We start from the raw sequence: 25,277 nt of genomic DNA on the forward strand, positions 1-25,277 counted from the left end.
TCCAAGCCATCGCAACTCCCCTGGACCATGTTCACCGAGAAACTCAAGAAACTCCGCGAAGAGCTCAAGCTCACCCAGAAACAGATGGGAAAGCGCCTTTTCATGGAGCAGAGCAGCTACTCGCGCTTGGAGCGCAATCCGCATCCGAAGCCGCACATCCTGGAGCGGATCCAGAAAGTGCTCGGCGTTGATATTCGCTCCTGGTTGAGCGATGACGAAGCGCCAACCAAGGAATCAGCTTCGGCACCAGCCGATGATGCCTTACGCATCGTTCACATCGACCAGATTGCGAAGCCATCGGGCAAGAAGAAACCCGAGCTGACCAAGACCGAGGAACGCACTCTAATTCGCGGCTTCGAGCTCTATTTGGAAGCGCTCACCGCGAAGCTTGCCCGGAGGAAGAAGCGTAAGCCCAAGAACGAGCCCCCCCGGGGGGGGGGGGTAATAACTGATTGCTTCTCAGCGATTTAGTCCAGCATCAGGGAGTGGCTGCCTTCAACCGTCGCAAGGTCCACACATACATGTGGATCCCTTTATCCAGCGCCACCACATCGTGGCCGGCTACTTCCCAGCCCTGTTGCTCCATGGCCTGCACCTCCTCGAAGAAGTTGAGCATGTCGAGGTCGCGCTTGCTCATGTTCACCGTTTTCAGGTCGATGACCTTGGCCGGGATGCCGGTGCCGAAGACCCCGAGCTTGCGGATGCCCGGCGAGAATTCCACGGAAGCGTAATCGTGCACCACTTGCCCGGAAAGGGCTGCGGCGAACAAGATGAACACGGTTGACAGGATGAGGTGGCGCATGGCGCAAAGATGGTGGCCCACCTTTGCCCCATGCTGCTGAAGCGGATCATGAGCCTGATATGGCCGATGCCCTCAGCGCGCATGGCGGGTCGGTATGGGCTGCTGGAAGCCCGGTACGAGTACGGCAGGCTGGTGCTCAACAGCGCGCGCGGCAACCAGTCGTTCGGCAGCTTGCATCGCGTGTGGCGATCGGTGTTCGCGTATCTGGGCCTGCGCGATGCGCCCCCTGCCTCGGTGCTGCTGCTGGGGCTGGGCGTGGGCAGCGTGCCGAGCATCCTGCGGCGCGAGCTGAGGCTCCCCTGCCCCATCACGGCCGTGGAGATAGACCCGGTGATGATCGATGCCGGCCGGCGCTGGTTCGGCCTCGCGCGCTGGCCTGCACTCACGGTGATCGAGGGTGATGCCACGGTTCAGGTGCACGCCCTCAAGGACCGCTTCGACCTGGTGCTGGTGGACCTCTTCGACGACCTAGACCTGGCGCCAGGCACCGACACGCTCGGTTTCGCCCACGCCCTGCGCGACCGGTGCACCGGCACCCTGTGCTTCAATGCTGTGGACTACGACGACCAGAGCGGGGCGCGGTGCGATAAGGTCCTCTCGAATCTGAAGCGTGTTTTCGGCACAGTGGACGAATTGCGGCTCGAAGGCGTCAATCGTGTGTTCATCGCCCGTTGATACCTACCAGACCAGCCTTATTGAAAGTTGTTCCAGCGGCCCGACCTTTGCCAACGGCCACAGGCCCGAATCGCCGGATGTTCAGCAGGATAACCATCGCCTTGGCGCTGATCGCCTCTGCCTGCCCGTTGCTGGCGCAGCCCCCGGCCTGCGCCATCGTGCTTGGCCCTGATGAGACCATCTGCCAGGGCGAAACCGTACAGCTCAACGGCCCACCCGGTTTCCCCAACTACAGCTGGAGCAACGGCGATGCGACGCAGAACACCACGATGAGCACCGCCGGCGTGTACACCTGCACGGTGAGCTATCCCACAGGCAACCTGGCCGTAAACCCCAACTTCAGCAGCGGCAACACGGGCTTCACCAGCATGTTCAACTACGCCATGCCGCTGACCACCGATGGCAACTACTGGATCGGCTGGAATGCCAACCTCCTGCACAACCAATGGCAGGGCACGGGCACCGGCCAATTCCTCATGGTGAACGCGGGTTGGATGCACCCCGGCTGGCGCTTCTGGTGCCAGACCCATCCGGTGTGCCCCGGCCAGACATACACGATCAGCTTCCGGGCCATGTCATTGGCCAATCAAGGCGCACCGCTGCTGGCGGTGTTCGTGAACAATCAATGGACCGGTGACGACCTGCAGCTGCCCAGCCAGCAAGGCGTCTGGCAGCAATTCAGCACCACATGGACCGCGCCGGCCGGGGTCACCAACGCCGACTTCTGCGTGCAAGTGAGCAGCGGCCACGGCATCGGCAACGATTTCGGATTCGATGATGTGAGCATCAGCGCCACGGTCACGCTTTCGGACGACATCGAGGTGTTCGTGACCCCGTTACCCGCCTTCGACCTTGGTCCGGATGCCACGCTGTGCGATGGAGAGACCCTCTTGCTCGATGCCACCGTGCCGGGCGGCAGCTATCTCTGGCAGGATGGGAGCACCGATCCCACCTACACCGTGAGCAGCGCGGGCAACTACAGCGTCAACGTCACCGCCAACAATTGCTCGGCCAGCGACGCCATCACGGTTGGCTACAACCCGTTGCCTGTCTTCAACCTGGGCCCCGACCTGCAATTGTGCACGGGTGACGTAACGGTGGTGGATGCCACCACGCCCGGCGCCAGCTACAGCTGGATGGATGGGAGCAGTGGCCCCACGCATGGTGTGAATGCCGATGGCATTTACGGGGTGACCGTCACGGTGAACGGCTGTTCCGCCTACGACGAGGTGGTGGTTGATTACAACCCCTATCCGGTCTTCGACCTCGGACCAGACCAGCAGATCTGCGCGGGCCAGCAAGTGCTCCTCGATGCCACGGTGCCCGGTGCCACCTACCTCTGGAGCGATGGATCCACGGATGCCACACTGATCGCCACCGCCACGGGCAACTACGCCGTTACCGTTACGCTGGGCAATTGCGCGGCCACGGACAACATGGACCTGGTGGTGGTGCCCTTGCCGGTGGTTGACCTTGGGCCGGACCAGACCGTGTGCCCCGGCACGACGATCACCCTCGACGCTTCCAGCCCAGGGGCCAGCTACGCATGGAGCAACGGCGCCATCACCCCCGCCATCGACGTGGATGCGCCGGGCACCTACAGCGTGCAGGTCACCGTGAACGGGTGCAGCGCCTCGGACGCGATGGAGCTGTTCAATTACGCGCTTCCTGCTTTCAGCCTTGGGCCTGACCAGACCATCTGCGCGGGCGATAACGCCACCTTCAGTGCCAACGTGGCCGGTGCTAGCTACCTGTGGAGCACCGGCGTTGCGCTCAATTCGATCACCACCGGAACCGCGGGCACCTATTGGCTCGATGTCACCACCAACGGCTGCACCGTGCGCGACACCGTAGTGCTCGCTGTGACGCCGCTTCCGGCGGTTGACCTCGGCGCCGACTTCAGCCTGTGCCCCGGGATCAGCGCCACGCTCGATGCCACCGTGCCCGGAGGCAGCTATGCCTGGAGCACGGGCGCCGTGACGCCGAGCATTTCGGTTGGTCCCGGCAGCTACGATGTAACAGTGACCGCCAACGGCTGCAGCGCGGGCGATGCGATCACCATCGGCGCGTTCCCTGCCGCGCTGGTCGATCTCGGCCCCGACCTCACCCTCTGCCCGGGCGATGCCGTGCTGCTGAACGTGGCTCAAGCCGGCGCCAGCTACCTCTGGCACGATGGGAGCACCTTGTCGAGCTACAATGCGCAGAGCACCGGTCCGGTGAGCGTGCAACTCACTGATGCCAATGGATGCGTGGCCAGCGACGCGATCACCGTGACCGTGCAAGCACCCACGCCTGTTGACCTCGGGCCGGACGCGACGATCTGCACCGGCGATCAGCTCCTTCTCGATGCCACCACTGCGGGTGCCACCGCCTACCTCTGGAACACAGGTGAGGCAACACCCACCATCACCGTTGCGACCACCGGTAACTACAGCGTGACCGTTACGCAAGGCAGTTGCGCCGTGAGCGATGCGATCCAAGTGACCGTGCTTCCCTTGCCAGTGATCGACCTCGGACCGGACCAGACCCTGTGCAGCGGCGATGCCATCGCCCTCGATGCCTCCTTGGCCGGAGCGAGCTACCTCTGGAGCACCGGCGCCACCACCTCTGCCATCACGGTTGCGCAGGGCGGAGCGTACTCCGTGACGCTTACGGCGATCAACGGCTGCACCTTCACGGACCAGATCACCATCGTGGAAGCCACGCCCGATGCCTTGGACCTTGGCCCCGACCTCGTGCTATGCGATGGCGAAACCGCGCTGCTCACCGCCGCTCTGCCCGGTGCCACCTACCTCTGGAGCACCGGCTCCAGTTCGGCCACCATCACGGCAGGCGCAACAGGCACCTATTGGGTTCAGGCTACGCAAGGCCTCTGCACCGTAAGCGATACCGTGAGCATTGTGGTGCAGCCCATGCCACAGGTGCAATTGCCTCCGGACCAGCAGCTCTGCGCAGGCGATCAACTGGTCCTCGATGCCACATGGCCCGGCGCCAACTACATGTGGAGCACCGGTGAGACCAGCGCTTCGATCATAGTGGCAGGCGATGGGAATTACAGTGTGGTGGTGGATCTCAATGGCTGCACCGCCACGGACGATGTGAATGTGGACTTCACGGTGCCGCAGGCCTTCGACCTGGGCCCCGATCTGAGCCTTTGCGCCGGCGATCAGGCCACCTTCGATCCCGGGGTTGCCGGCGCGGCGTACCTGTGGAGCACAGGGAGCAATGCAGCCACGCTAACGGTGAGCGCTTCGGGCAGCTATTGGGTGCAGATCACCCAGGGTGCCTGCATCGTCTCTGACACGGTTCTGGTGGCGGTGCTCAATCCTGGCGCGATCGATCTGGGCCCCGATGCGAATGCCTGCGAAGGCGAAAGCATCACCCTCGACGCCACCTTGCCGAATGCCACCTACCTCTGGAGCACCGGGGCCACCACTGCGAGCATCGTGGCCTCGGCCAGCGGCACATACAGCGTAACGGCCTCAGTGGGCGCCTGCACGGCCGATGATGAAGTGACCCTCAGCTTCCTGCCCTTGCCGGTCTTCGACATCGGTGCGGATCAATCGATCTGCCCCGACGCTGCGGCCACCTTCGACGCCACCACCCCCAACGCCAGCTACCTGTGGCAGGATGGCAGCACTGCAGCCACCTACACCACCAGCAACGCCGGCGCGGTGAGCGTCACCGTGACCGTTGCGGGATGCTCCAGTTCAGACGTGGCCAACGTGATCCAATTACCCGCGCCTATCGCCGATCTCGGGAATGACACCACCTTGTGCGCAGGAGCGTCCATCGACCTTTCTGCCGCCCAGCCCGGTGCCACCTATGCATGGAGCACCGGCTCCACCGCTTCAGCCATCACGGTGAATGCAGCGGGCGACTACTCCGTGTTGGTTGACCTCAACGGCTGCACCGCATCCGATGCGATCAGCATCGCGGTATTCGATCCCCTAGGCCTCGACCTGGGCCCCGACCTCCAGATCTGTCCCACTGAAAGCGCAGTGCTCACCGCGAATCTCCTGGGCACCTATGCTTGGAGCAATGGAGCATCCACCGCGAGCATTGAAGTGAATGCGGCAGGCACGTATTGGGTGAACGTCACGGAAGCCGCATGCACCACTTCTGATACCGTTACCGTCGCCGTTGTTCCGTTGATCGTGCCCGAGTTGGGCGGGCCGTACACCTTGTGCGAAGGCGATAGCCTCCTGCTCTATGTGCAACCCGGTGGTGCGAGCGTGTCCTGGAGCACCGGCGCCAGCGCGGACACCATCGCGGCAGCAAACAGCGGCACCTATGCCGTCACGCTCAGCCTCCTAGGCTGCACCGCCACCGATGCCGCGCAGGTAACGGTGACCGACTTCATCGATTCGCTCTCGCTGGGCACCGACAGCTCCTATTGCCCCGATGCACCGCTGGTGCTGTCAACCGGCCTCGCGGGCGCGCAGCACCTCTGGAGCACCGGCAGCACGCAGGAATGGATCAGCGTATCGGCGCCGGGCACCTATTCCGTGGCGGTCACCGGCGAATGCATCGATGCCACGGCGAGCCTGCGCGTGGAAGAGGGCATCTGCGGCCCGATCGTGTACGTGCCCAATACGGTGACACCGAACGATGATGGCAAGAACGATTCGTTCCGCGTCTCCTACTTCGGGCCGCTGCGCGACTTCACGCTCGAGATCTTCGATCGCTGGGGCGAGCGCATCGCGGTGCTCGACCATCCGGACAAAGCATGGGACTGCACCGCCGGCGGACAGATCGTGCCCGATGGCGTGTACATCTGGAAGATCCGCTACCGCGCACGTGCAGAGGATGGCGCGAAGGCCGAGGAGCTGATGGGCCACGTGAACGTGCTGCGCTGAGGTCAGCGCAACTCCAGCCCGTCTTCCTTCCAGATCATGCGGCCATCGCTGAGCCTCACATAACCGATCCGGCTGTTTCGCTCAACCCTGGCGACACCGGGACCCATGAGTTTCACCGCATCGAAAGCAAGGGTGATGAGCGCCCTGCCCTGCACGTCGATGAGGCCCGTGCCGCCTGGGCCCGTTGCGATCCAGAGTCCATGGCCCGCCGGCTGCAGGGCTTGATAGCTCGGGGCCACGCATTCCTTTCCGGTACTGTCGATCAGCCCGAAGAGCTCGCCTTGGCGGATCCGCGCGTAGCCACCATTCATCTCGAAGGCTTGATCGTAGCGGTTCTCGAACAGCACGTTGCCCTTGCGGTCCGCATAGCCCCACTTGCCCTTCTTGCGCACCGGGATCAGCGCGCCGGTGGCCGCACCGATATCAGCATAGGCGCAGGGAAGCACCTTCACGTTGCGGGCATCGATCATGCAGCGCTTGCCACCGGACTGCACTTCGGCCAGTCCCCCATTGAAATCGCCCCAGTTGGCTGCGTCGTCCGTAGCCTCGTATTCTAGCGGGATCGACAGCCTGCCCGTTTGGTCCACGTAGCCGCATCGCTTGCCTTCGATGGCCAGGGCCAGCCCATCGCGGAATGGGCCGATATGATCGTACTGCAAGGGAATGAGCAGATCACCGAAGGGGCTCACCAGTCCGAAGCGGCCATCCTTGCGCACGCGGCTCACCGGGCCCTCGAAGCCTTCGACCCAATCATGCTCGGCAGGCAGCACCACGTTGCCCTTCTCATCGATCACCCCGAAACCGCCATCCTGCTCCACCACCGCGAGGCCGTTGCGGAAGGTGCCCGCAGATAGGAAGCTGAACGGGATCGCTGTTTCGCCTCGAGGATTGATGTACCCGTAAAGGCCATCGCGCTGCGCGTAGGCCAGGCCTTGGCTGAACTCGCCCACATCCTCGAAGTCCATGGGCACGACAAGGTCGCCATTGCGGTCGACCGCGCCGACACGGCCGTTGCGCTCAACCGTGCTGGTGCCTTCCACGGCGTCCGACAATTCGTCGTACTCGATGGGCACCAACACGCGTCCGCTGCGGTTGATCGAGCCGGTGCGGCCGTTGCGGCCCACCAAGGCTTGTGCGCCCACGAAGGGCTCCGCCCACTCGAACGTGGCCTTGATGCGCTCGTTCCCTTCCTCATCGATGTAGCCCCAGAGGCTGTCGCGGCGGAAGGGCAGCAGGAAGAGGCTCGCGGTCTGGTAATCGAGCACGAGTTCCTCCACGAAGGGATAATCGGGGAATTCCTGCAGGAAGCGCGTGATCGCGTCGGTGCTCAAGGACCGTGTGCGCAGCTCATAGATGGCGCGCCAAGCGTCGTTCACCATTCGGTTGCGCGGATTCCCGCGGATGAAGGCGGCGTACTCCTCGGCCGTGCGGTTCGGGGTGCTCAGGCGGAAGACCTCCTCCTCGGCCTGCCTCGCCCACGGATTCTCCGGATGGTCGCGGATGAAGGCCTGGAAAGAAGCCAGCGTGCCATCGGCTGTGCTCTCCCGATAGGTGGCCTCGCTGCAGCGCGTGCGCGCCTCATGCACTTCACGCGACTTCGGGTACTTGTTCAGGAACTCGCGGTAGGCCGCCGCCGTGTTCACCGCACGCGCCTGTTGGAAGGCCAGGTGGTCGCGCACGGAGGTGGCTTCACCGATGAAGGGGCTCTGCGTATAGGCGTTGATGTAGCGGTCGTAGGCGGCGATGCTGTGCGCGCTCTTGGCCCGCTCCCATCCGAGCCGGAAGGCATGCGCCTTCTGCTGCTCAATGGCCTCGTGGCTCACGCCCAGGTTGCCGATGCGCACGCGCTCCTTGTCCGGCGCCATGGTGAATGCGGCATCGGAGCGAAGGATGTACGCATAGCACGAATCCTCATCGTGGAAGGGGTTGTTGCCGCGGCCGGCGATCACGCTGAGGCCGTACCACGCCGCTGCCGGGTGCCTTCGCGCCTGTTGCAGGAGGAGTTTGCGCGCCTTGAAGTAATCATGGATCTCCAAGGCCTCGAAGCCCTGCCGCAGGCGGTCGCCGATGGGCCACGGCGCCGGAACGGAGAACAGCTGCGGCGCTGCGAGCGTTGATGCCAGCAGGAGCGCGGCCCGGCATGATGGGAGGAGCATCGGCTGCAAAGCTACCCTTGCCCTGCGGCGCCCTTCGCCACCTTTGCCCGCCACGATCGACCGCCCTTTGTTGATGGAAGCCCGACTGCGCCGCATCGAGCGCTGGATCACCCCGCGCAACGCGAGGTTGGCGCTGGGCGTGCTGCTGTTGCTCACCACCGCCTTCGGAGCAGCGCTGCGCGAAGCCCGCCTCGATCACGATTTCGAGCGCTTCTTCCCTACCAACGACCCGGAGCTCGACCGCTACCTGGCCTTCCGGGAGCGCTTCGGCGGCGACGATGATTTCCTGCTCATCGGCGCGGCGCACGAGCCCTCGGTATTCGACAGCGCCTTCCTCGCGCGCTTCGATGCACTGGCCGGCGATCTGATCGCGCTTCCGCACGTTCGATCGGTGAATACGCTCACCCGGGCGCAGGAACCGCGGCTCACCCCTGTGGGCGCCTTCCTTGTCCCTTGGCTGCGCTGGGAAGCCGACAGCCTGCTCCGAGCGGACAGCATCCGCGTGTGGAGCGATGCGCTGATGCGCGAGGCGCACATCGCCGCGGATGGCAAGGCGATGCTCATGGTTCTGCGCGCGGCGCCGGGCCTTAGCAAGGACCGCAGCGATTCGCTCTTCCTCGCCGTGCAGGCCGCAGTGGACCGCAGCGGCCTGTCCGAGGTGCGCATGGGCGGGCGCATCCACGGTCAGTACTGGTACATCCAGAAGATGCAGCGCGAACTGGTGCTCTTCTTCAGCATCTCGGTGGCCTTGCTCAGCGTGTTCCTCGCCATCGGTTTCCGAACCTGGTGGGGCGTAGCGGTGCCGCTGGTGGTGGTGGGGCTCTCCGTGCTGTGGCAAGTGGGCCTCATGACCCTGATGGGCAAGCCGCTCACGGTGCTCACCATGCTGCTGCCGACGATCCTGTTCGTGGTAGGCATGAGCGACGTGGTGCACATCCTCCAGCGCTATATCGATGCCTTGCGCAGCGGCCACAGCAAAGCGCGAGCGCTAGCGATCACCTACTACGAAGTGGGCCTGGCCACCTTCCTCACATCGCTCACCACCGCCATCGGCTTCGCAACCCTGATGAGCAGCGGCATCCAGCCGATCCGGGAGTTCGGCGTGTTCACGGGAATCGGCGTTTTCGTGGCCTTCACCTTGGCCTTCACCCTGCTGCCCGCGCTGCTGCTCTCGCTGCCCACTCCGGTGCAGGCCGCAGCGAGCGCTGAAGCGAGCACATGGTTCTGGCCCCTGCACCGCCTGTTCCGCCAGGTGGTGCGCCGCCGCCGGCTGGTGATCGTTGGCTCTGCCCTGCTGATGCTGGGCTGCCTCCCGCTCGCCAGCATGCTGAAGGTGGACAATCATCTGCTCGAGGATTGGCCCGATGACGACCCGCAGAAACAGGACTACTTCTGGTTCGAGCAGCATTTCGGCGGTGTGCGCCCCTTCGAGATGGAGGTGATCGCGCCGGGTGGTGATGCCTGGAGCCTGGCGGACCTGCGCGACATGGATCACGTGGAGAACTACCTGAGGAATGCCTACGGTGTGGGTTCGGTGATGTCGCCATCCGTGGTGATCAAGGCCATGAACAAGGCTGCCAATGGCGGCGATGCCAGCTATTTCAAGCTGCCGGACAATGAGGCCGAGGCTCGACGGCTGGTGCGCATGGCCCGCTTGGCGCTCGGACCGCAAGCGCTCTCCTCCCTGGTGGATAGCACCGGCGCCTTCGCACGGGTCGCCGGGCGTTTGCCCGACGAAGGCGGCCACGTGTTCAAGCAGCGGAACGCCGCGCTGGATACGTTCCTCATTGAGCAGGGCCTCTCCGACCGGATGGCGCAAACGGGCATGGCCTTCCTGATCGACCGCAACAACGAGAAGCTCAGCAGCCAGCTGATCGCAGGCTTGAGCCTGGCCTTCTTGCTGATCGCGGCGATCATGGCCTGGGTATTCCGCGATGCGCGGATGACCCTGGTGGCATTGCTGCCGAATGTGCTGCCCTTGCTCATGGTGGCGGCTCTGATGGGCGCAGCAGGCATCGCGGTCAAGGTGAGCACGGCGATCATCTTCACCATCGCTTTCGGCATCGCCGTGGATGACACGATCCACGTGCTGGGAAAGCTGCGCATTGAATTGCTCAAGGGCCGCAGCGTGCCGTTGGCCTTGAAGCGCTCGGTGCTCTCCTCGGGCAAGGCCGTGCTCATCACCAGCATCATGCTCTGCTCTGGCTTCGTGTCCCTGGTGTTCAGCAGCTTCGCCAGCGTGCACTACATGGGGCTCCTGGTGAGTTGCACGCTGGCCTTCGCGCTAGCGGCCGATCTGCTGCTGTTGCCGCCGTTGGTGCTTTGGCTGATCCGGCGCCGACCGGGTGCTTGATGCGCGAAAGGCGCTCTTCAGAACGGCTTTCGCTTGGCTGGGTGATGGGCGCTCACAGGCTGTCCCACAGCCCTTTGAAATCGGGCTGATCCATGAAGTGGTCCTTGCCCATCGCGGCGTACTGCTTGGCGCGATCGCGCTGGCCCTTGCTCACGAGGTAGTCGGCATAGCGGATCAGCGCATTCTTCAATTGCGTCTTCTGGTCGCGGGGCAAAGTGCCGATGTCGCCTGCCGCGGCCAGCACCTTGTCGAACTCCTTCACGCTGAGGTCCCCTTCCTTGTTGAGGTTGCTCTTGTACTGGCAAAGGGCCAGCATCAGCCAAGGGCCGGGGTTCTCCGGATAGTAGCCCACCATGCCGTCGTAGATCTGCTTGGCCTTGCTCACGCCCTTAGGGTCATCGTACAGATTCTCACCGGCGGTGAAGGACACCGTGTTCAGCTCCGCCCAGTAGTCCTCGTAATTGCTGAAGAACTCCTTGTCCTTGTCCTTCTTGCGGTACTTCTCGGCCCATTTGACGGCATCGCGCGAGGCCTTGGGGTAATCTGCGTTGTACTTCTCCTGCTTGCTCATCTCGAACAGGCACATGCTCACATAGAGGAAGGGCAGCGCGTCCTTCTTGGTGTCATCGCCCTGGGTGTAGCCCTCAGCCTTGTAGATGCACTTCTCGTACTTCTCATCGACGAAGAGCACGAGCAGGTCCTCGTACACGTGTTTCTGCGCCTGGGCGGAAACGGCCAGTGCGAAGGCCGCGAGGGTGAACAGCTTCTTCATGGTTCTTTAGAATGCCGGCCGCTTGGCAACCGATGTGCCGAAGGTAGAGCGATGGCCGGAATCGCGCTGATTCGCGCTTCATTTGCCCCGTGCGCATCGATATCATCACCGTACTGCCCGATCTGCTCACCAGCTGGTTCGGCGAGAGCATCCTGGAGCGCGCGCAGAAGAAGGGCGCCGTGGAGGTGCATCTGCACGACCTACGGCAGTGGACCCTGGACAAGCACCGTCGGGTGGATGACTACCCCTTTGGCGGCGGTGCGGGCATGGTGATGCAGGTGGAGCCGATCGACCGGGCCATTGCGGCGCTGAAGGCGGAGCGGGCCTACGACGAGGTCATTTACATGAGCCCCGACGGTCAGTTGCTCGATCAGCCACTGGCGAACGCGCTGAGCACCAAAGGCAACCTGATCGTCCTTTGCGGCCATTACAAAGGCATCGATGAACGGGTCCGCTTGCATCTCGTCACGCGCGAGGTGAGCATCGGGGACTATGTGCTCACCGGCGGCGAATTGGCGGCGGCGGTGCTTTGCGACGCCGTGATCCGTTTGCTGCCCGGGGTGATCGGGGACGAGACCTCGGCCCTGAGCGACAGCTTCCAGGACGGCCTGGTGGCTCCGCCTGCCTACACACGTCCGGCCGATTACAAGGGTTGGAAGGTGCCCGATGTGCTGCTGAGCGGGCACCAGGCCCGAATCGACGAGTGGCGGCATGCCCAGGCGGTAGAGCGCACCCGGGAGCGGCGTCCGGGCCTGCTCCCACCGGAAGGAGAAGGCATGGCGGGTTAACGAATCGGAAAGATCCTTACTATTGCGGCCCAATTCCGGGACCGTATGCCCCTGCATCGCTTGGGCCGCTGGGCAACCCGCTAACACCCCAGGTCATGGACCGTATCAAGCAACTCGAGAAGGAGCTGGCCCCGCTGAAGGAGATGCCCGCTTTCAAGGCCGGAGACACCATCACCGTGCATTACAAGATCGTAGAGGGCAACAAGGAGCGCATCCAGCAGTACCAAGGCGTGGTGATCCAGCGCAAGGGCAGCGGCAGCACCGCCACCTTCACTGTGCGCAAGATCAGCAACAACGTGGGCGTGGAGCGGATCTTCCCGGTGGCCTCCCCCTTCATCGACAAGATCGACGTGAACAAGCGCGGCGATGTGCGGCGCGCGCGCATCTTCTACCTGCGTGAGCGTCGGGGCAAGAGCGCCCGCATCACCGAGAAGCGCCAGGCCCTCGCCGAACAGAAGAGCTAGGCCGATACGCTTTCTGAACAGAGGACCGTCGAGCTTAGGCTTGGCGGTCTCTTCGTTCAGGCCCTGCCCTCCCCGCCTACCTTGCCCACCGTGAAGCGATTCCTGGTGATCCAGACCGCCTTCCTGGGCGATGCCGTGCTGGCCACCGCGCTGCTGGAGAAGCTCGTCGCCTTCTACCCCGATGCCGCCATCGACCTGGTGGTGCGCAAGGGCAACGAGGGATTGTTCATCGCGCATCCGTTCCTGAACAAGCTCCATGTCTGGGACAAGCGCAAGGGCAAGACGCGCGACCTCTTTCGCCTGATCAGAGAGCTTCGCAAGACAGAATACGATCACATCATCAACTGCCAGCGATTCTTCAGCACAGGCATGATGACCATCCTCGCCCGAGGCAAGGAGAAGATCGGCTACGACAAGAATCCGTTGAGTTCCCTGTTCACGCGCAAGGTGAAGCACGTGATCGGCGACGGACGGCACGAGGTTGACCGTCTGAATGCCCTGATCGAGCACTTGACTGATGGATCGCGACCGATGCCAACCCTGCATCCTGAACCGGGGGAAATCGATGACCTCAAGGCTGAAATCGCACTGGGCGTCAATGGTGGAAATGGGGCGTACGTCATCATCGCGGCTGCTTCCGTATGGTTCACCAAGCAATGGCCTGAGGCGAAGTGGGTCGAGTTGATCAAGGCCCTTCCATCGGAGAATCGCGTGCTGCTCATCGGCGCGCCAAGTGATGTGTCGCTTTGCGAGCGCATCGCGAAAGGCTCGGGGCGCGGTGAAGTGTTGGCGGGCAAGCTCTCCTTGCTCGGCACTGCCGCCCTGATGAAGGACGCGACCATGAACTACGTGAACGACAGCGCGCCCCTGCACATCGCCAGCGCGATGATCGCGCCGGTGACGGCCATCTTCTGCAGCACGGTGCCGGCCTTCGGCTTTGGACCGCTCCGTGCGAATGGACGCGTGTTGGAGACCAGCGAGGAGCTCGATTGCCGGCCATGCGGGTTGCACGGGCACAGGGCCTGTCCGAAAGGGCATTTCAAGTGCGCGATGGGGATAGAGGCGCGCGCACACATGATATGATCGTCTGATTATCCGATCTTCTGATCACTTTCGCCCCATGACCTACGAGAAACTCCTGTTCTCCAGCACCGAAGGCGTTGCCACCCTCACGCTCAACCGTCCCGACAAGCTCAACAGCTACGACCGGCAGCTATCGCTTGAAGTGATTGATGCGTTGGACCGATGTGCCAGTGATGCAACGATACGGGCGGTGCTCATCACCGGTGCAGGCCGTGCCTTCTCCGCTGGACAGGACTTAGCCGAGGCCATTGCTCCCGGAACGAAGATCGAAGACATCCTCACCACACAGTACAATCCCATCGTGCGCCGCATCCGCGCGCTGAAGAAACCGGTAGTTGCGGCCGTGAACGGCGTTGCGGCTGGTGCCGGCGCCAACATCGCCTATGCCTGCGACCTCACCCTTGCGGCCGAGAGCGCCAGCTTCATCCAGAGCTTCATCAATATCGGCCTCATCCCCGACAGCGGCGGCACCTTCACCCTGCCCAACCTCGTGGGCATGCAGCGCGCCTTCGGGCAGATGATACTGGCGCCCAAGGTGAGCGCCAAGGAGGCTGAGGCGCTGGGCATGATCTGGAAGGCCGTGCCCGATGCGGATCTGATGAACGAGGCCACGGCCCTGGCGAAGAAGCTCGCCGCCATGCCCACCAAGGCCATCGCCCTCACGAAGGAAGCCCTGAACCGCGCGCAGGGCAGCACGCTTGATGCCCAGCTCGATGTCGAGAATGAGCTGCAGACCATCGCCGGCGCCAGCTACGATTACAACGAAGGGGTAGCGGCATTCTTGGAGAAACGAAAGCCCGCTTACAAAGGCGCGTAGCTCCATCCCATTCACCAGCACTTTCGACCATACGGGCCGGCAATCGAGGATCGATACACTATGGAAGCAATGAAGAAGATCGCCGTGATAGGCGCTGGCACCATGGGCAGCGGCATCGCGCAGGTAGCCGCGCAGGCTGGGCACCACGTGGTGCTCTGCGATGCGCGCCGCGAGGCGGTGGACAAGGCGCTCAACGGTCTGCGCAAGACGCTCGACAAGCTGGTGGAGAAGGGCAAGCTCACGAAGGAGCAGGCCGATGGCATCCAAAGCCGCATCGCACCTGCAAGCGACCTGAAGGAACTCGCGGGAAGCGGGCTGGTGATCGAGGCCATCATCGAGGATCTGGGCATCAAGAAGAAGCTCTTCGGTGACTTGGAAGGCATTGTGCCGGAGGATGCCGTGCTGGCCACCAACACCTCTTCCCTATCGGTCACTGCCATCGCCGGAGGTATGAAGCATCCGGAACGCATGGTGGGCCTGCACTTCTTCAATCCCGCGCCACTGCTGCCCTTGGTCGAGGTGGTGCCTGGCTTGGTCACGGATTCAGAGCTCGGTGCGCGCATGAATGCCTTAATGAAAGCCTGGGGCAAGGTGCCCGTGCTCTGCAAGGACACCCCCGGCTTCATCGTGAATCGTGTTGCGCGGCCGTTCTACGGCGAGAGCATCCGCATCTTCGAAGAAGGCATCGCCGACATGCCCACCATCGATGCCGCACTGAAGACCTATGGTGGCTTCCGCATGGGCCCCTTCGAGCTGATGGACCTCATCGGCAACGACATCAACTTCACGGTGACGAAGACGGTGTGGGAAGCCTTCCACTTCGATCAGCGCTACAAGCCCAGCCTCACGCAACAGCGGCAAGTGGAGAGCGGGCGCCTGGGCCGCAAGAGCGGAAGGGGCTACTACAGCTACGGCACGGACGACGCCATCCCAAGCGCGCATTTGGACTTGTTGCTCGGCAACAGCATCGTGGAGCGCGTGCTGGCCATGCTCATCAACGAGGCCGCCGACGCCCTGTTCTGGGGCATCGCTTCCGCGAAGGATATCGACCTAGCGATGACCAAGGGCGTGAATTACCCGAAGGGCGTGCTAGCCTGGGCCGATGAGCAAGGGGCCGCGCATTGGCTAGGCCTACTCGAGCGCCTACAAGCCGAATACGGCGAGGACCGCTACCGCCCTTCTCCCCTGCTCCGTCGCATGGCCAGAGCCGGGACGCGTTTCCACTGAATACTAGACCTGGATCCGATTCGGAAACAAACTTTTGCATTCACTTATTTGCCACGGAAAATATTTGCCTTTCTTTGCGGCCCAATCACCAAGAACCCATGAAGTCAACCGTCCTTTCCATTGCCGCGCTGGCGACCTTGTTCGTGGCTTGCGGCCCCTCCGAGGCTGAGAAGCAGGCCTTGCGCGAGAAGCAGATCGCCGATAGCATCGCTGCCGCCGCTGCTGCCGAGCACAAGTACATGATCGACCCGGCCACGAGTGTGCTCAATTGGGCCGCTAAGGTCACCGGCCCCGCCCCTTACGGCCACTCCGGCACCATCGCCTTCAACAGCGGCGAATTCACTGTGCAAGGCGGCATGCTGAAGGCCGGCACCTTCGAGGTGAACATGACCTCGATCAATCCGCTTGACGAGAACTACCAGCCCGATGGAAGCGAGCAGGGCACGAAGGCTCAACTCATTGGCCACTTGAGCACCCCTGACTTCTTCGACAGCGCGAACCACCCCGCGGCCAAGCTCACCATCACCGGAGGCAGCGGAAACACGGCCACAGCCGACCTCACCATCCGCGGCACCACGAACGCAGAGACCATCACCGACATCGTGATCACGGAGAATCCCGATGGCACCGTGAAGGCCTCGGGTAAGTTGGTATTCGACCGCCAGAAGTACAACGTGGCCTGGAAGCACTACCTCAAGGACGCGATCCTGGCCGACAACATCGAACTGACCGTTGAACTGAACGGCAAGGCCGCCCAGTAACCGGTTGGTGAAAGAGGGGAGCGCTCGCTGCAAGGCGGGCGCTTCTCTTTTGAGCCTAGTTCATGGCTTTCGACAACCATTGGTTGAATGGGCACATGGCCAACCAGTGGTCCATGAGCGCATCCATGAGCTTGGGGTCGGAGACCAGTTTCGCGGGCAACTCAGCGCCCACGTAGAACTGCCTGTTCGCGATCAACGGCTCCTTGGCCGCATGAGCCTTGAATTCCGGTGGCAGCACCTTGTTCGCTTCGCCTTGCACCGATTTGAAGAGCGTGACGAAGGGTTTGCCGCTGATGGCCTTTCGGAAGCCCTTTCCATCCTTCATGATCGCCTCGCGGATCGCGTAGAGCTGCTCCTTCTCCGGCTGATAGCAGCCGCCGTAGAACTTGACGGCCTCCGGCCCAAAGGCGAAGTAGATGCCTGGCACGCTGTGATCCTTGCGACCAGCGGCTGAGATGATAGCCGATGCTTCGAGCTTGTAGGGCGTCTTGTCCTTGCTGAAGCGGATGTCCTTGTTGATGCGGAAGATCGCCTCCTTGGGCTCGATGGTGATGGACTTGTCGCGCTTCGCGATCCGCGCGATTGCCTCCCCAACGAAGGCCTCGAAGGGTCCCTTCACACTCGATTCGTAACGCTTCCGGTTGGCGTCGAACCATTCCTTGTTGTTGTTCTTCGCGAGGTCCTTGAAGAACTTATTGAAGTCGGGCGTGAACCAGGCCATTGGCAGAGATTTGCGACCAAGGTATCGGAGGCGTTGATCGAACGGAACGAAGAATCGAATCCTGATGACGGAGCGTTCTTGGCTTGAAACACCCATCGGCACGCTCCGCATCGAGAGCGATGGAAAACGCATCCAGCGGGTCGCTTTCTGCGAGACGGCAGAGTGGGATGGCTCCCCGGAAGGCCTGCATCAAGAGGCCGAGCGTCAGTTGCTCGAGTACTTCTCCGGCGCCCGCAAGCGCTTCGAACTGCCGCTGCGATTCGAAGGTACGCCGTTTCAGTTGAAGGTCTGGGAAGCCGTCGATTCAATCCCTTACGGCGAGACCCTGAGTTACCAAGCGATCGCCGATCGCCTCGGCGGCAACAATGCGACCAGGGCCGTAGGCAGCGCGAACGGCGCCAATCCCTTGCTGATCGTGGTGCCGTGCCATCGCGTGATCGCGACGGACGGCACGCTCACCGGCTACGCTGGCGGGTTGGAACGGAAGCATTGGCTGCTGCGGCACGAGGGCGCGATCGCCCGCGATCTTTTCGCGTGATGCGGTGAACCGCCATGCAGGCGGCGTGTACCGCATGGCCAAATCACAAACACCATGATCGCACGCGCACTCGCATTTCTCATCGCAATAGCCTCTTCCACTTTCATCTTCCCGCAGGCCATGGGCAACCTCATGTATGAGGCCAGCAGCCGCATGTGGCTCCAACAAGCGGAGCAACCCGTTAAAGCCACCATCCAGGGCAACATGCTGGTGCTGGAGGTGAACGCCATGATGAACGCCGCGGCGGACAGCTACCTCGCGATCTTCCACATCACGCAACTGGGCCAGAGTGCTCAAGAGGCCGACAGCCTCATCAACGCACGCATCGCAGCCTTCACCGCGCGCGTGAAGAAGCACGGCGTGAAGGAGTCCGAGGTGTTCATGGACATGCTCTCCTTCGTGCCCGTTTACGAGATCGAGACCACGCGCAAGCTCTTCAGCAAGTCCTACCAGGAGGTGCCTGCCGGCTTCGAGATCCAGAAGAACATCCATGTGCGATTCACTGATGCGCGCATGCTCGACAAGCTCGTGAGCGCCGCGGCCATCGAGGAGATCTACGACCTCGTGAAGGTGGACTTCTTCGTAGCCGCCCAGAGCGCATGCTACGACACGCTGCGCCTGTTCGCCACGCGGCTGCTGCAGCAGAAGCTGGACAACTTCGGGAAGCTGGGGCTGAAGGTGAGCGAAGGGCATCGCCTCGCCGCCGAGCAGAACGGCGCCTATTTCCCGCTTGACCGGTACGCGGCCTACAAGAGCCGAGTGCAGACCAGTTTGAACAGCCGGCGCAAGGGCCAGTTGGTGAACGATGTGCGCCAGCCCAGCAGCTTCTTCTACAACAAAGTGCCCTACGGCAAATTCGACATCGTGCTGCACGCCGAGATCACCGAGCCGCCAGTGCAGTACACCTACAACCTCACCATGCAGGTGCAGCTGCCCGAGGGATTCCCAAAAAAGGAAGCGAAGGACATCGTGAAGTACGTCTGGATCACCGACACGGGCGATATGAAAGAGCTGAAGCTCTGACCGGTTACCTGGCAACGGGGCGTGCATTGAGCGGTGAAATCGCTGCTCATGCTCGCTTTGCTGCTTGCCACTACTGCACCGATCACGCCCTACACGGAACTCAAACAGACCATTGAAGCCAGAAGGCTCTCCTTCCAAGCTGAGTACGTCGCCACCGACAGCCTTGGAAAGGCCCGCGTGATCGAAAGCGCGCGCAGCTACCTGTTCGACCGCATCACGCTTGACATCCTGCCCGCATGGCATGGTACGAAGTGGGACTTCAACGGCACCACGCGCACACCGAAGCTAGGCACCATCGCCTGCGGCTACTTCGTGAACACCGTGCTGCAGGATGCGGGCTTCCGGTTGCCGCGCATCAAGTGGTCGCAGATGGCGGCGGAACCCATCACGGTGAAGATCTGCCATGTGATGAAGCGCTTCCGCGACAGGCCCGTGAGCGAAGTGGAGGCTTGGCTGCGTGCGCAGGGTGATGGGCTCTACAAAGTGGGGCTCGACAGTCATGTGGGCTTCATCGTGGTGCGCGATGGCCTAGCGCGTTTCGTCCACAGCAACTACTACCAGTGCGAGGTGGGCGTGATGAGCGAGCCGCTTGAAGGCAACAATCCGCTGTCCCATTCGCATTATCGGATCGTGGGCAGGTTGCTCGGCGATGCCATGATGATCGCGTGGATCACCGGAGCCGATCTCACGACACTTCCTTGACCGCTAGTTTCGGCGCATGGAAGACCGCGATGCCTTCGAGGCGAACAAGCAGCTCTGGAACGCCCGCGTGCCGCACCACCTTGCGTCACGCATGTACGACATGGATGGATTCTTGGCGGGCAAGAGCTCGCTTACGGCCATCGAGCTCGAATTGCTCGGCGATGTGACCGGCAAGCGAATCCTACACTTGCAATGCCACTTCGGTCAGGATACCTTGAGCCAGGCGCGCATGGGCGCGGTAGTCACCGGGCTCGACATCTCGGATGCCGCGATCACAGAGGCGAAACGCCTGACGCATGAACTTGGGCTGAAGGCCGACTGGGTGCTCGGCAACGTGGTGGAGCATGTGCCCGACCTCGATGGGAATTTCGATATCGTCTTCTCCAGCTATGGCACCATCGGCTGGTTGCCCGACCTGAAGCCGTGGGCCGCCAACATCAAGCGATACCTCAAGCCAGGTGGCTGTCTCGTTTTCGTGGAATTCCATCCGGCGGTTTGGATGTTCGACAACGACTTCACGCACGTGCAGTACTCCTACTTCAACCGAGAAGTGATCGTGGAGGAGGAACAGGGCACCTACGCGGATCGCGATGCACCGATCAAACTCGCCTCCTATGGCTGGAACCACGACCTGGGCGAAGTGCTCACGGCACTGATCAATGAAGGCCTTGTTCTGGAGCGCTTCACAGAGCTCGATGGCTCGCCGCATGACAGCTTCGCGAACACCGTGCGCGGGTCCGATGGGTTGTACCGCGTGAAAGGCATGGAAGGCAAATTGCCCATGGTGTACGGGCTGCGGATGCGCAGGCGCTGAGGCCGTCCACACCCGGCTGTTCGCCAAGGGCAGCACCTGCCCTGCTCTTCGCACGCGCGCCTTCGCTCCTTTGCACGCATGGCGCTCAGTCGGTTCTGGACCTTCATCCTCATCCTCAGCATCGCGTACGTGATCGTGATGCTGAGCGTGGGCAGGCAATACAGCTTGGGCATGCTGGTGAACGGCAAGCAGGGCGATGCGGTCGTGGTGAACGAACTGGACACCGTAGCGCTGCAAGGCACGCCGCTGCTTGCGCAGATGCGCATGGCGGGCGAGGCGGGCGTTGAGGTCGATGGCGACCGCTACGTGCTCAATGGCACCGGCATCATCAAGGTCACGCGCGGCAAGCAGCCCGCCGACGGCCTTTTCGCCACCTGCCGCAACACCATCATGGATCTGTGGCTCCCGCTGATCGGCTACCTTACCTTCTTCTGCGGGCTGCTCAATCTGCTGATCGACTCGCGCGCCATGGAGAAGGTGGCCCATGTGCTCTCGCCGGTCTTCCACCGCGTGTTCCCCGGCCTACGGAAGGACCATCCGGCTTATGGCTTCATGACGCTCAACTTCGCTGCGAACTTTCTCGGTCTCGACAGCGCCGCCACGCCCTTCGGCCTGAAGGCCATGGAGAGCATGCAAGCGGATAACCCCGAGAAGGACCGCGCCACCGACCCCCAGATCATGTTCCTCTGCCTGCACGCTGCGGGCCTCACGCTGCTGCCCACCAGCATCATCGGCTACCGCGCCGCCATGGGCGCCGCCAATCCCGCCGACGTGATGATCCCGCTGATCATCACCAGCTTCGTGGGCACGCTAGCCGCGCTCTTCATGGTGGCCGCCAAGCAGCGCGTGAACCTCTTGAACGTGCCGGTGATGGGCGGCGTGCTGCTCGTCACCGCGATCATCGGCGGGCTCATGGCCTACATCGGATCGCTTGCTGGTGCAGCCAAATTCCACTTCACCGACAACCTCAGCAACGGCATGCTGCTGGTGATCATCTTCTTGATCGTGGGCTACGCCTTCCTGATGGAGCGCTACTTCAAGGAAAAAGGAACGAACCTATTCGATAGTTTCGTTCACGGAGCGAAGGACGGCTTCACCACCGGACTGCGCGTACTGCCATACATGCTGGCCATGCTCGCGGCGCTGAGCATCTTCCGCAACAGCGGCCTCATGGGGCTGGTGATGGATGGCCTTTCATGGGCCATGGCGCAAGTGGGCGTCAGCAAGGAAATCATCGACGCCATTCCCGTGGCGCTCATGCGGCCCTTCAGCGCGGGCGGATCGCGCGGCTTCCTGCTAGATGCCATGAAGACCTACGGGCCGGACAGCATCACCGGCCAGCTCGTGTGCCTATTCCAAGGTGCTGCAGAGACCACTTTCTATGTCGTAGCCCTCTACTTCGGCAGCGTGGGCGTGAAGAACATCCGGTACACCCTCGGCATCATGCTGCTGGCAGATCTGGTCTGCGTGATCACTGCGATCGTGGTGGTGGGGATGTACTTCTGAGCTTCGTCCTGCGCGAACTTCGCGGCATGGAAAGCACCCGTCGCGATGTGACCGCCGAGTTGAGCGGTCTGCCCTACCGGACCACGATCAGCGCACGCGGCATCACAGCCATTGCCGATGAGCCTTCGGACCATGGCGGTCAGGATGCAGGGCTGCGCCCGCATGAATTGCTGCTGGGGGCCTTGGCAAGTTGCACGGCCATCACCTTGCGCATGTATGCGGATCGCAAGCAATGGGACGTCGGCAGCATCAGCGTGCATGCCGCCCTTGACCGCAAACAAGAAGGCCGTGCCATCGAGAGCCGGATACACCTCGAGGTCTCGTTCAGCAAAGAGCTTCCTGCCGATCAGCGCGAGCGGCTGCTTCAGATCGCGGGGGCCTGCCCGGTGCATCGCACGCTGGAGAGCCCAATCACCCTGACCCGATCCCTGAAGCCATGAGCAAGGAGCACGAATACACCAACGGCGAGGTCACCATCGTCTGGAAGAAGGACCTGTGCAGTCACAGCACCAAGTGCTGGCGCGGGCTCCCGGCCGTTTTCAAACCGGGGCAGAAGCCGTGGATCCTCCCCGAAGGCGCAGGCTCGGAGGCCATCGTCGCGCAAGTGAGGCAATGCCCGAGCGGTGCGCTCAGCATTCGCACGGTTGGCGGCGCTTCACAGCCGGAGGCGCGGGGACAGGTGCGCGTGGAATTGAGCCTGAATGGCCCCTTGCTGGTGAAAGGCCCCTTTATGATCGTGCGCGCTGACGGCCGCGTGGAGCGGCGCGAAGGCAGCACAGCCCTTTGCCGTTGCGGCGCTTCGGGGAACAAGCCCTATTGCGATGGCTCACACCGGAAGGCCGGCTTCCGTGATGGAGACGAACAGGCATCGGACCAGCCGCGTTGACCTTTCGCAAGGCCAGCACGGGCCACCCGGCTACCTTTGCACCGTACAGCGAACATGTTCTCACAGGACCCGAAGCACGTGCCCCTGACGCCCGCCCAGAAAGCGCGGCGCATCAACCTGAATCCCGACCTGTACGGCACCTTCGCGGAGATCGGCGCCGGGCAGGAGACCGTACGGCACTTCTTCCGCGCCGGCGGTGCCAGCCAGACCATCGCGAAGGCGATGAGCGCCTACGACAAGGACTTCAGCAACGCGATCTATGGCCCTGAGCCCGGCAACCGCTTCGTATGCGAGAGCCGCTTGAAGAACATGCTGCGGCACGAGTACGGGCTCATCATCGACCGCCTCGACCGCCAGGAGCACCCCAGCAAGCGCTTCTTCACCTTCGCCAACACCGTCACCACCAGCACCTTCGAGAATCCGCATGGCGGCCACGGCTGGATGGGCGTGCGATTCCAAACCACACCGGAGCAGCCCACGAGCGACATCATCGTCCACTTCCGGCTGCACGACCCTGACATCAGCCTGCAACAGGAGTGCATCGGCGTGCTCGGCGTGAACCTGCTGTTCAGCGCCATCACCGACTGGGAGAACCCCGGCCATGTGATGGATTCGCTCTACGACAACCTGAGCCGGCACGTGGTGGAGATCGACATGATCCAGATGAACGGCCCGGCCTTCCGCAGCGTGGACAATCGGCTGCTCAGCCTGCAACTGGTGAAGCGCGGGTTCACCGACGCCGTGCTCTTCGGCCCCGATGGCCAGAACCTGCAGGCCAGCGAAACGCTCTACAAGAAGAACATCCTCGCCATCCGCGGCAGTTTCCGTCCCGTGACCAAGGTCAACATCGACATGATCATGAACGGGTACAACATGTTCATCAAGGAGAACAAGGTCGATCGGCAGAAACTGCAGGTGCTCTTCGAGATCACCCTGAGCAACCTGAAGAGCGATACCGGCGATGTGGACGAGAAGGACTTCATCGACCGCGCCGACATCCTGTGCTCGCTCGGGCAAACTGTCCTCATCAGCAACTACCAGGAGTATTATAAGCTGGTGGAGTACTTCAGCCGCTTCACCAAGGCGCGCATGGGCCTGATCATGGGCGTGACCAACCTGGTGGAGGTGTTCGACGAGAAGTACTACCGACACCTCAACGGCGGAGTGCTCGAGGCCTTCGGCATCCTGTTCCACCGCGACCTCAAGATCTATGTGTACCCGAGCCGTCCCAACGCCACGGCGGAGATCATGACCACGGAGAACATGCCTATCCATCCGCGCATGCGACCGCTGTACGACTACCTGCTCTTCAACCGCCGCATCGTCGATATCATCAGCTTCGACCCCAACGTGCTGCACATCTTCAGCAAGCAGGTGCTCGATATGATCCGCGCCGGTCAGCAGGGCTGGGAGGCACTCGTTCCACCGTATGTGGACAACATGATCAAGGATAACCGCCTCTTCGGCTACAAGTCCGTGCAGGAGGGCGCCAAGGCCTGATCGTTACGGAGTCACCCGGCATGCATTGCATCGGCATGCGCGCCTCCGTATCCCTCCTTCCGATCGCCTTCGCCACGGTCCTCATGGGCCAGCAAGGCAGCACCCTCGAGGCCGGCTTCACTCCACCACCCGGGTCCGTGCGCATGCCAGCCCCTGCCAGCAGCTTCGCGCACTACCTCCGGAACCTGCGCTTGCTCCCCGCCGGTGCGCCGGTGCTGCTCCACGACGGATCGCGCAAGCCACGGCAGGATGCGCATGCCGCCGTGATCGACCTGAGCGTGGGCCGGCGCGACCTGCAGCAATGCGCCGATGCCGTGATCCGGCTTCGCGCGGAGCACCTCTTCGCAACCGGACGGCAAAGCGAGATCGCGTTCGACTTCACCAACGGATTCAGAGCAGAATGGGATCGCTGGCGCGCAGGCGACCGGATCGTGGTGAACAGCAACCGTTGCTCGTGGGAGCGCATGGCGAAGGTCGATTCTTCACACGCGGAGCTATTGCGTTTCCTCGATCGCGTGTTCACCTATGCAGGCACCTTGAGCCTTAGTCGGGAGTTGAAGGCCGCAGGCGATGCCCCCATCGCGGCCGGCGATGTCTTCATACAAGGCGGAAGTCCCGGCCACGCGATGATCGTTGTGGATCAGGTGCGCGCGCCCGATGGCAGGAATCTCTTCCTGCTCGCACAGAGCTTCATGCCCGCGCAGCAGATCCACATCGTGCGCAACCCGGACGGACGCTTCGGTGATTGGTACACCGCGGAAGGGGATCGCCTGGTGACCCCCGAATGGAACTTCGCGTGGAGCGACCGGAAGCGCTGGCCATGAGCAATG

General features: G+C 62.6%; 23 protein-coding genes. 19 read left to right on the forward strand and 4 right to left on the reverse strand.

Translation table 11 applies throughout. The features are described from left to right. The first annotated feature begins 27 nt into the window (after nt 1-27). On the forward strand, nt 28-471 hold the full coding sequence (locus tag IPM12_13015; protein MBK9148723.1) for a helix-turn-helix transcriptional regulator: 444 nt from the start codon (nt 28-30) through the stop codon (nt 469-471). 7 nt (nt 472-478) lie between these two features. Here the strand turns inward: IPM12_13015 and IPM12_13020 are convergent, their stop codons facing one another. Beyond that, entirely contained in the window at nt 479-802 is a 324-nt protein-coding gene (locus IPM12_13020) for a hypothetical protein (GenBank protein MBK9148724.1), read from the reverse strand. Between the two features lie 30 nt (nt 803-832). Between IPM12_13020 and IPM12_13025 the strand changes: the two genes are divergently transcribed. Together IPM12_13025 and IPM12_13030 are read left to right on the forward strand one after the other, a co-directional pair. Beyond that, nucleotides 833-1,477: a hypothetical protein gene (locus IPM12_13025; protein ID MBK9148725.1), complete on the forward strand. Its 645-nt coding sequence runs from the start codon at nt 833-835 to the stop codon at nt 1,475-1,477. 77 nt (nt 1,478-1,554) lie between these two features. Then, nucleotides 1,555-6,336, forward strand: coding sequence for a gliding motility-associated C-terminal domain-containing protein (locus IPM12_13030; GenBank protein MBK9148726.1), 4,782 nt, complete (start codon nt 1,555-1,557; stop codon nt 6,334-6,336). 2 nt (nt 6,337-6,338) lie between these two features. Here the strand turns inward: IPM12_13030 and IPM12_13035 are convergent, their stop codons facing one another. Next, complete coding sequence (locus tag IPM12_13035) at nt 6,339-8,492, reverse strand: WG repeat-containing protein (GenBank protein ID MBK9148727.1); 2,154 nt, start codon at nt 8,490-8,492, stop codon at nt 6,339-6,341. A gap of 73 nt (nt 8,493-8,565) precedes the next feature. On the opposite strand from IPM12_13035, the gene IPM12_13040 reads away from it, so the two are divergent. Next, nucleotides 8,566-10,845, forward strand: a complete 2,280-nt coding sequence (locus IPM12_13040; GenBank protein MBK9148728.1) for an MMPL family transporter — start codon at nt 8,566-8,568, stop codon at nt 10,843-10,845. Nucleotides 10,846-10,897: 52 nt separating this feature from the next. Here IPM12_13040 and IPM12_13045 read toward each other — a convergent pair whose 3' ends face one another. Further along, the gene (locus IPM12_13045; protein MBK9148729.1) at nt 10,898-11,617 is read right to left on the reverse strand and encodes a hypothetical protein; all 720 of its coding nucleotides are present in this window, start codon (nt 11,615-11,617) and stop codon (nt 10,898-10,900) included. An 89-nt stretch (nt 11,618-11,706) separates the two neighbouring features. Between IPM12_13045 and trmD the strand changes: the two genes are divergently transcribed. The 6 genes from trmD to IPM12_13075 all read left to right on the forward strand — a co-directional run bounded on the left by trmD (nt 11,707) and on the right by IPM12_13075 (nt 16,757). Next, complete coding sequence (gene trmD / locus IPM12_13050) at nt 11,707-12,405, forward strand: tRNA (guanosine(37)-N1)-methyltransferase TrmD (GenBank protein MBK9148730.1); 699 nt, start codon at nt 11,707-11,709, stop codon at nt 12,403-12,405. Nucleotides 12,406-12,509: 104 nt separating this feature from the next. Continuing rightward, nucleotides 12,510-12,869, forward strand: coding sequence for a 50S ribosomal protein L19 (gene rplS / locus IPM12_13055; protein MBK9148731.1), 360 nt, complete (start codon nt 12,510-12,512; stop codon nt 12,867-12,869). Between the two features lie 90 nt (nt 12,870-12,959). Then, nucleotides 12,960-13,952, forward strand: coding sequence for a glycosyltransferase family 9 protein (locus tag IPM12_13060; protein MBK9148732.1), 993 nt, complete (start codon nt 12,960-12,962; stop codon nt 13,950-13,952). Between the two features lie 37 nt (nt 13,953-13,989). Continuing rightward, the gene (locus tag IPM12_13065) at nt 13,990-14,769 is read left to right on the forward strand and encodes a 2-(1,2-epoxy-1,2-dihydrophenyl)acetyl-CoA isomerase (GenBank protein MBK9148733.1); all 780 of its coding nucleotides are present in this window, start codon (nt 13,990-13,992) and stop codon (nt 14,767-14,769) included. 69 nt (nt 14,770-14,838) lie between these two features. Next, nucleotides 14,839-15,996 (forward strand): NAD(P)-binding domain-containing protein, encoded by a 1,158-nt coding sequence (locus IPM12_13070; protein ID MBK9148734.1) that lies wholly within the window; start codon nt 14,839-14,841, stop codon nt 15,994-15,996. 98 nt (nt 15,997-16,094) lie between these two features. Further along, nucleotides 16,095-16,757 (forward strand): YceI family protein, encoded by a 663-nt coding sequence (locus IPM12_13075; protein ID MBK9148735.1) that lies wholly within the window; start codon nt 16,095-16,097, stop codon nt 16,755-16,757. Nucleotides 16,758-16,812: 55 nt separating this feature from the next. On the opposite strand, the gene IPM12_13080 is transcribed toward IPM12_13075, so the two are convergent. Continuing rightward, a complete protein-coding gene (locus IPM12_13080) occupies nt 16,813-17,478 on the reverse strand; it encodes a DUF2461 domain-containing protein (GenBank protein MBK9148736.1) in 666 nt (221 codons plus the stop codon). A 64-nt stretch (nt 17,479-17,542) separates the two neighbouring features. Between IPM12_13080 and IPM12_13085 the strand changes: the two genes are divergently transcribed. The 9 genes from IPM12_13085 (at nt 17,543) to IPM12_13125 (ending at nt 25,271) form a co-directional block, all read left to right on the forward strand. Beyond that, nucleotides 17,543-18,016 carry a methylated-DNA--[protein]-cysteine S-methyltransferase gene (locus tag IPM12_13085; protein MBK9148737.1) on the forward strand — a complete coding sequence of 158 codons (474 nt, stop codon included), beginning with the start codon at nt 17,543-17,545 and terminating at the stop codon, nt 18,014-18,016. A gap of 54 nt (nt 18,017-18,070) precedes the next feature. Continuing rightward, nucleotides 18,071-19,039, forward strand: a complete 969-nt coding sequence (locus IPM12_13090) for an SIMPL domain-containing protein (protein MBK9148738.1) — start codon at nt 18,071-18,073, stop codon at nt 19,037-19,039. A gap of 33 nt (nt 19,040-19,072) precedes the next feature. Further along, the gene (locus tag IPM12_13095; protein ID MBK9148739.1) at nt 19,073-19,741 is read left to right on the forward strand and encodes a hypothetical protein; all 669 of its coding nucleotides are present in this window, start codon (nt 19,073-19,075) and stop codon (nt 19,739-19,741) included. Between the two features lie 16 nt (nt 19,742-19,757). After that, nucleotides 19,758-20,555: a class I SAM-dependent methyltransferase gene (locus IPM12_13100; GenBank protein ID MBK9148740.1), complete on the forward strand. Its 798-nt coding sequence runs from the start codon at nt 19,758-19,760 to the stop codon at nt 20,553-20,555. A 78-nt stretch (nt 20,556-20,633) separates the two neighbouring features. Further along, on the forward strand, nt 20,634-22,061 hold the full coding sequence (locus IPM12_13105; protein MBK9148741.1) for a spore maturation protein: 1,428 nt from the start codon (nt 20,634-20,636) through the stop codon (nt 22,059-22,061). 26 nt (nt 22,062-22,087) lie between these two features. Continuing rightward, on the forward strand, nt 22,088-22,501 hold the full coding sequence (locus IPM12_13110; GenBank protein ID MBK9148742.1) for an OsmC family protein: 414 nt from the start codon (nt 22,088-22,090) through the stop codon (nt 22,499-22,501). After that, nucleotides 22,498-22,947 (forward strand): (4Fe-4S)-binding protein, encoded by a 450-nt coding sequence (locus IPM12_13115; GenBank protein MBK9148743.1) that lies wholly within the window; start codon nt 22,498-22,500, stop codon nt 22,945-22,947. Before IPM12_13110 ends, IPM12_13115 begins: the two co-directional genes overlap by 4 nt. Before the next feature lie 54 nt (nt 22,948-23,001). Then, nucleotides 23,002-24,447: a TonB-dependent receptor gene (locus IPM12_13120; protein ID MBK9148744.1), complete on the forward strand. Its 1,446-nt coding sequence runs from the start codon at nt 23,002-23,004 to the stop codon at nt 24,445-24,447. 83 nt (nt 24,448-24,530) lie between these two features. After that, on the forward strand, nt 24,531-25,271 hold the full coding sequence (locus IPM12_13125; protein ID MBK9148745.1) for a DUF4846 domain-containing protein: 741 nt from the start codon (nt 24,531-24,533) through the stop codon (nt 25,269-25,271). Nucleotides 25,272-25,277 lie beyond the last annotated feature (6 nt).

The sequence above is a fragment of the Flavobacteriales bacterium genome (assembly GCA_016716605.1).
In the GTDB taxonomy this organism is placed as follows: domain Bacteria; phylum Bacteroidota; class Bacteroidia; order Flavobacteriales_F; family PHOS-HE28; genus PHOS-HE28.

Coding starts and splice junctions, on each gene's coding strand:
- IPM12_13075 (MBK9148735.1), top strand. CDS start 16,095: ATGAAGTCAACCGTCCTTTCCATTGCCGCGCTGGCGACCTTGTTCGTG.
- IPM12_13040 (MBK9148728.1), top strand. CDS start 8,566: ATGGAAGCCCGACTGCGCCGCATCGAGCGCTGGATCACCCCGCGCAAC.
- IPM12_13025 (MBK9148725.1), top strand. CDS start 833: ATGCTGCTGAAGCGGATCATGAGCCTGATATGGCCGATGCCCTCAGCG.
- IPM12_13120 (MBK9148744.1), top strand. CDS start 23,002: ATGTTCTCACAGGACCCGAAGCACGTGCCCCTGACGCCCGCCCAGAAA.
- IPM12_13105 (MBK9148741.1), top strand. CDS start 20,634: ATGGCGCTCAGTCGGTTCTGGACCTTCATCCTCATCCTCAGCATCGCG.
- IPM12_13035 (MBK9148727.1), bottom strand. CDS start 8,492: ATGCTCCTCCCATCATGCCGGGCCGCGCTCCTGCTGGCATCAACGCTC.
- IPM12_13020 (MBK9148724.1), bottom strand. CDS start 802: ATGCGCCACCTCATCCTGTCAACCGTGTTCATCTTGTTCGCCGCAGCC.
- IPM12_13080 (MBK9148736.1), bottom strand. CDS start 17,478: ATGGCCTGGTTCACGCCCGACTTCAATAAGTTCTTCAAGGACCTCGCG.
- IPM12_13085 (MBK9148737.1), top strand. CDS start 17,543: ATGACGGAGCGTTCTTGGCTTGAAACACCCATCGGCACGCTCCGCATC.
- IPM12_13125 (MBK9148745.1), top strand. CDS start 24,531: ATGGGCCAGCAAGGCAGCACCCTCGAGGCCGGCTTCACTCCACCACCC.
- IPM12_13100 (MBK9148740.1), top strand. CDS start 19,758: ATGGAAGACCGCGATGCCTTCGAGGCGAACAAGCAGCTCTGGAACGCC.
- IPM12_13065 (MBK9148733.1), top strand. CDS start 13,990: ATGACCTACGAGAAACTCCTGTTCTCCAGCACCGAAGGCGTTGCCACC.
- IPM12_13070 (MBK9148734.1), top strand. CDS start 14,839: ATGAAGAAGATCGCCGTGATAGGCGCTGGCACCATGGGCAGCGGCATC.
- IPM12_13090 (MBK9148738.1), top strand. CDS start 18,071: ATGATCGCACGCGCACTCGCATTTCTCATCGCAATAGCCTCTTCCACT.
- IPM12_13045 (MBK9148729.1), bottom strand. CDS start 11,617: ATGAAGAAGCTGTTCACCCTCGCGGCCTTCGCACTGGCCGTTTCCGCC.
- IPM12_13115 (MBK9148743.1), top strand. CDS start 22,498: ATGAGCAAGGAGCACGAATACACCAACGGCGAGGTCACCATCGTCTGG.
- IPM12_13030 (MBK9148726.1), top strand. CDS start 1,555: ATGTTCAGCAGGATAACCATCGCCTTGGCGCTGATCGCCTCTGCCTGC.
- IPM12_13015 (MBK9148723.1), top strand. CDS start 28: ATGTTCACCGAGAAACTCAAGAAACTCCGCGAAGAGCTCAAGCTCACC.
- IPM12_13110 (MBK9148742.1), top strand. CDS start 22,088: ATGGAAAGCACCCGTCGCGATGTGACCGCCGAGTTGAGCGGTCTGCCC.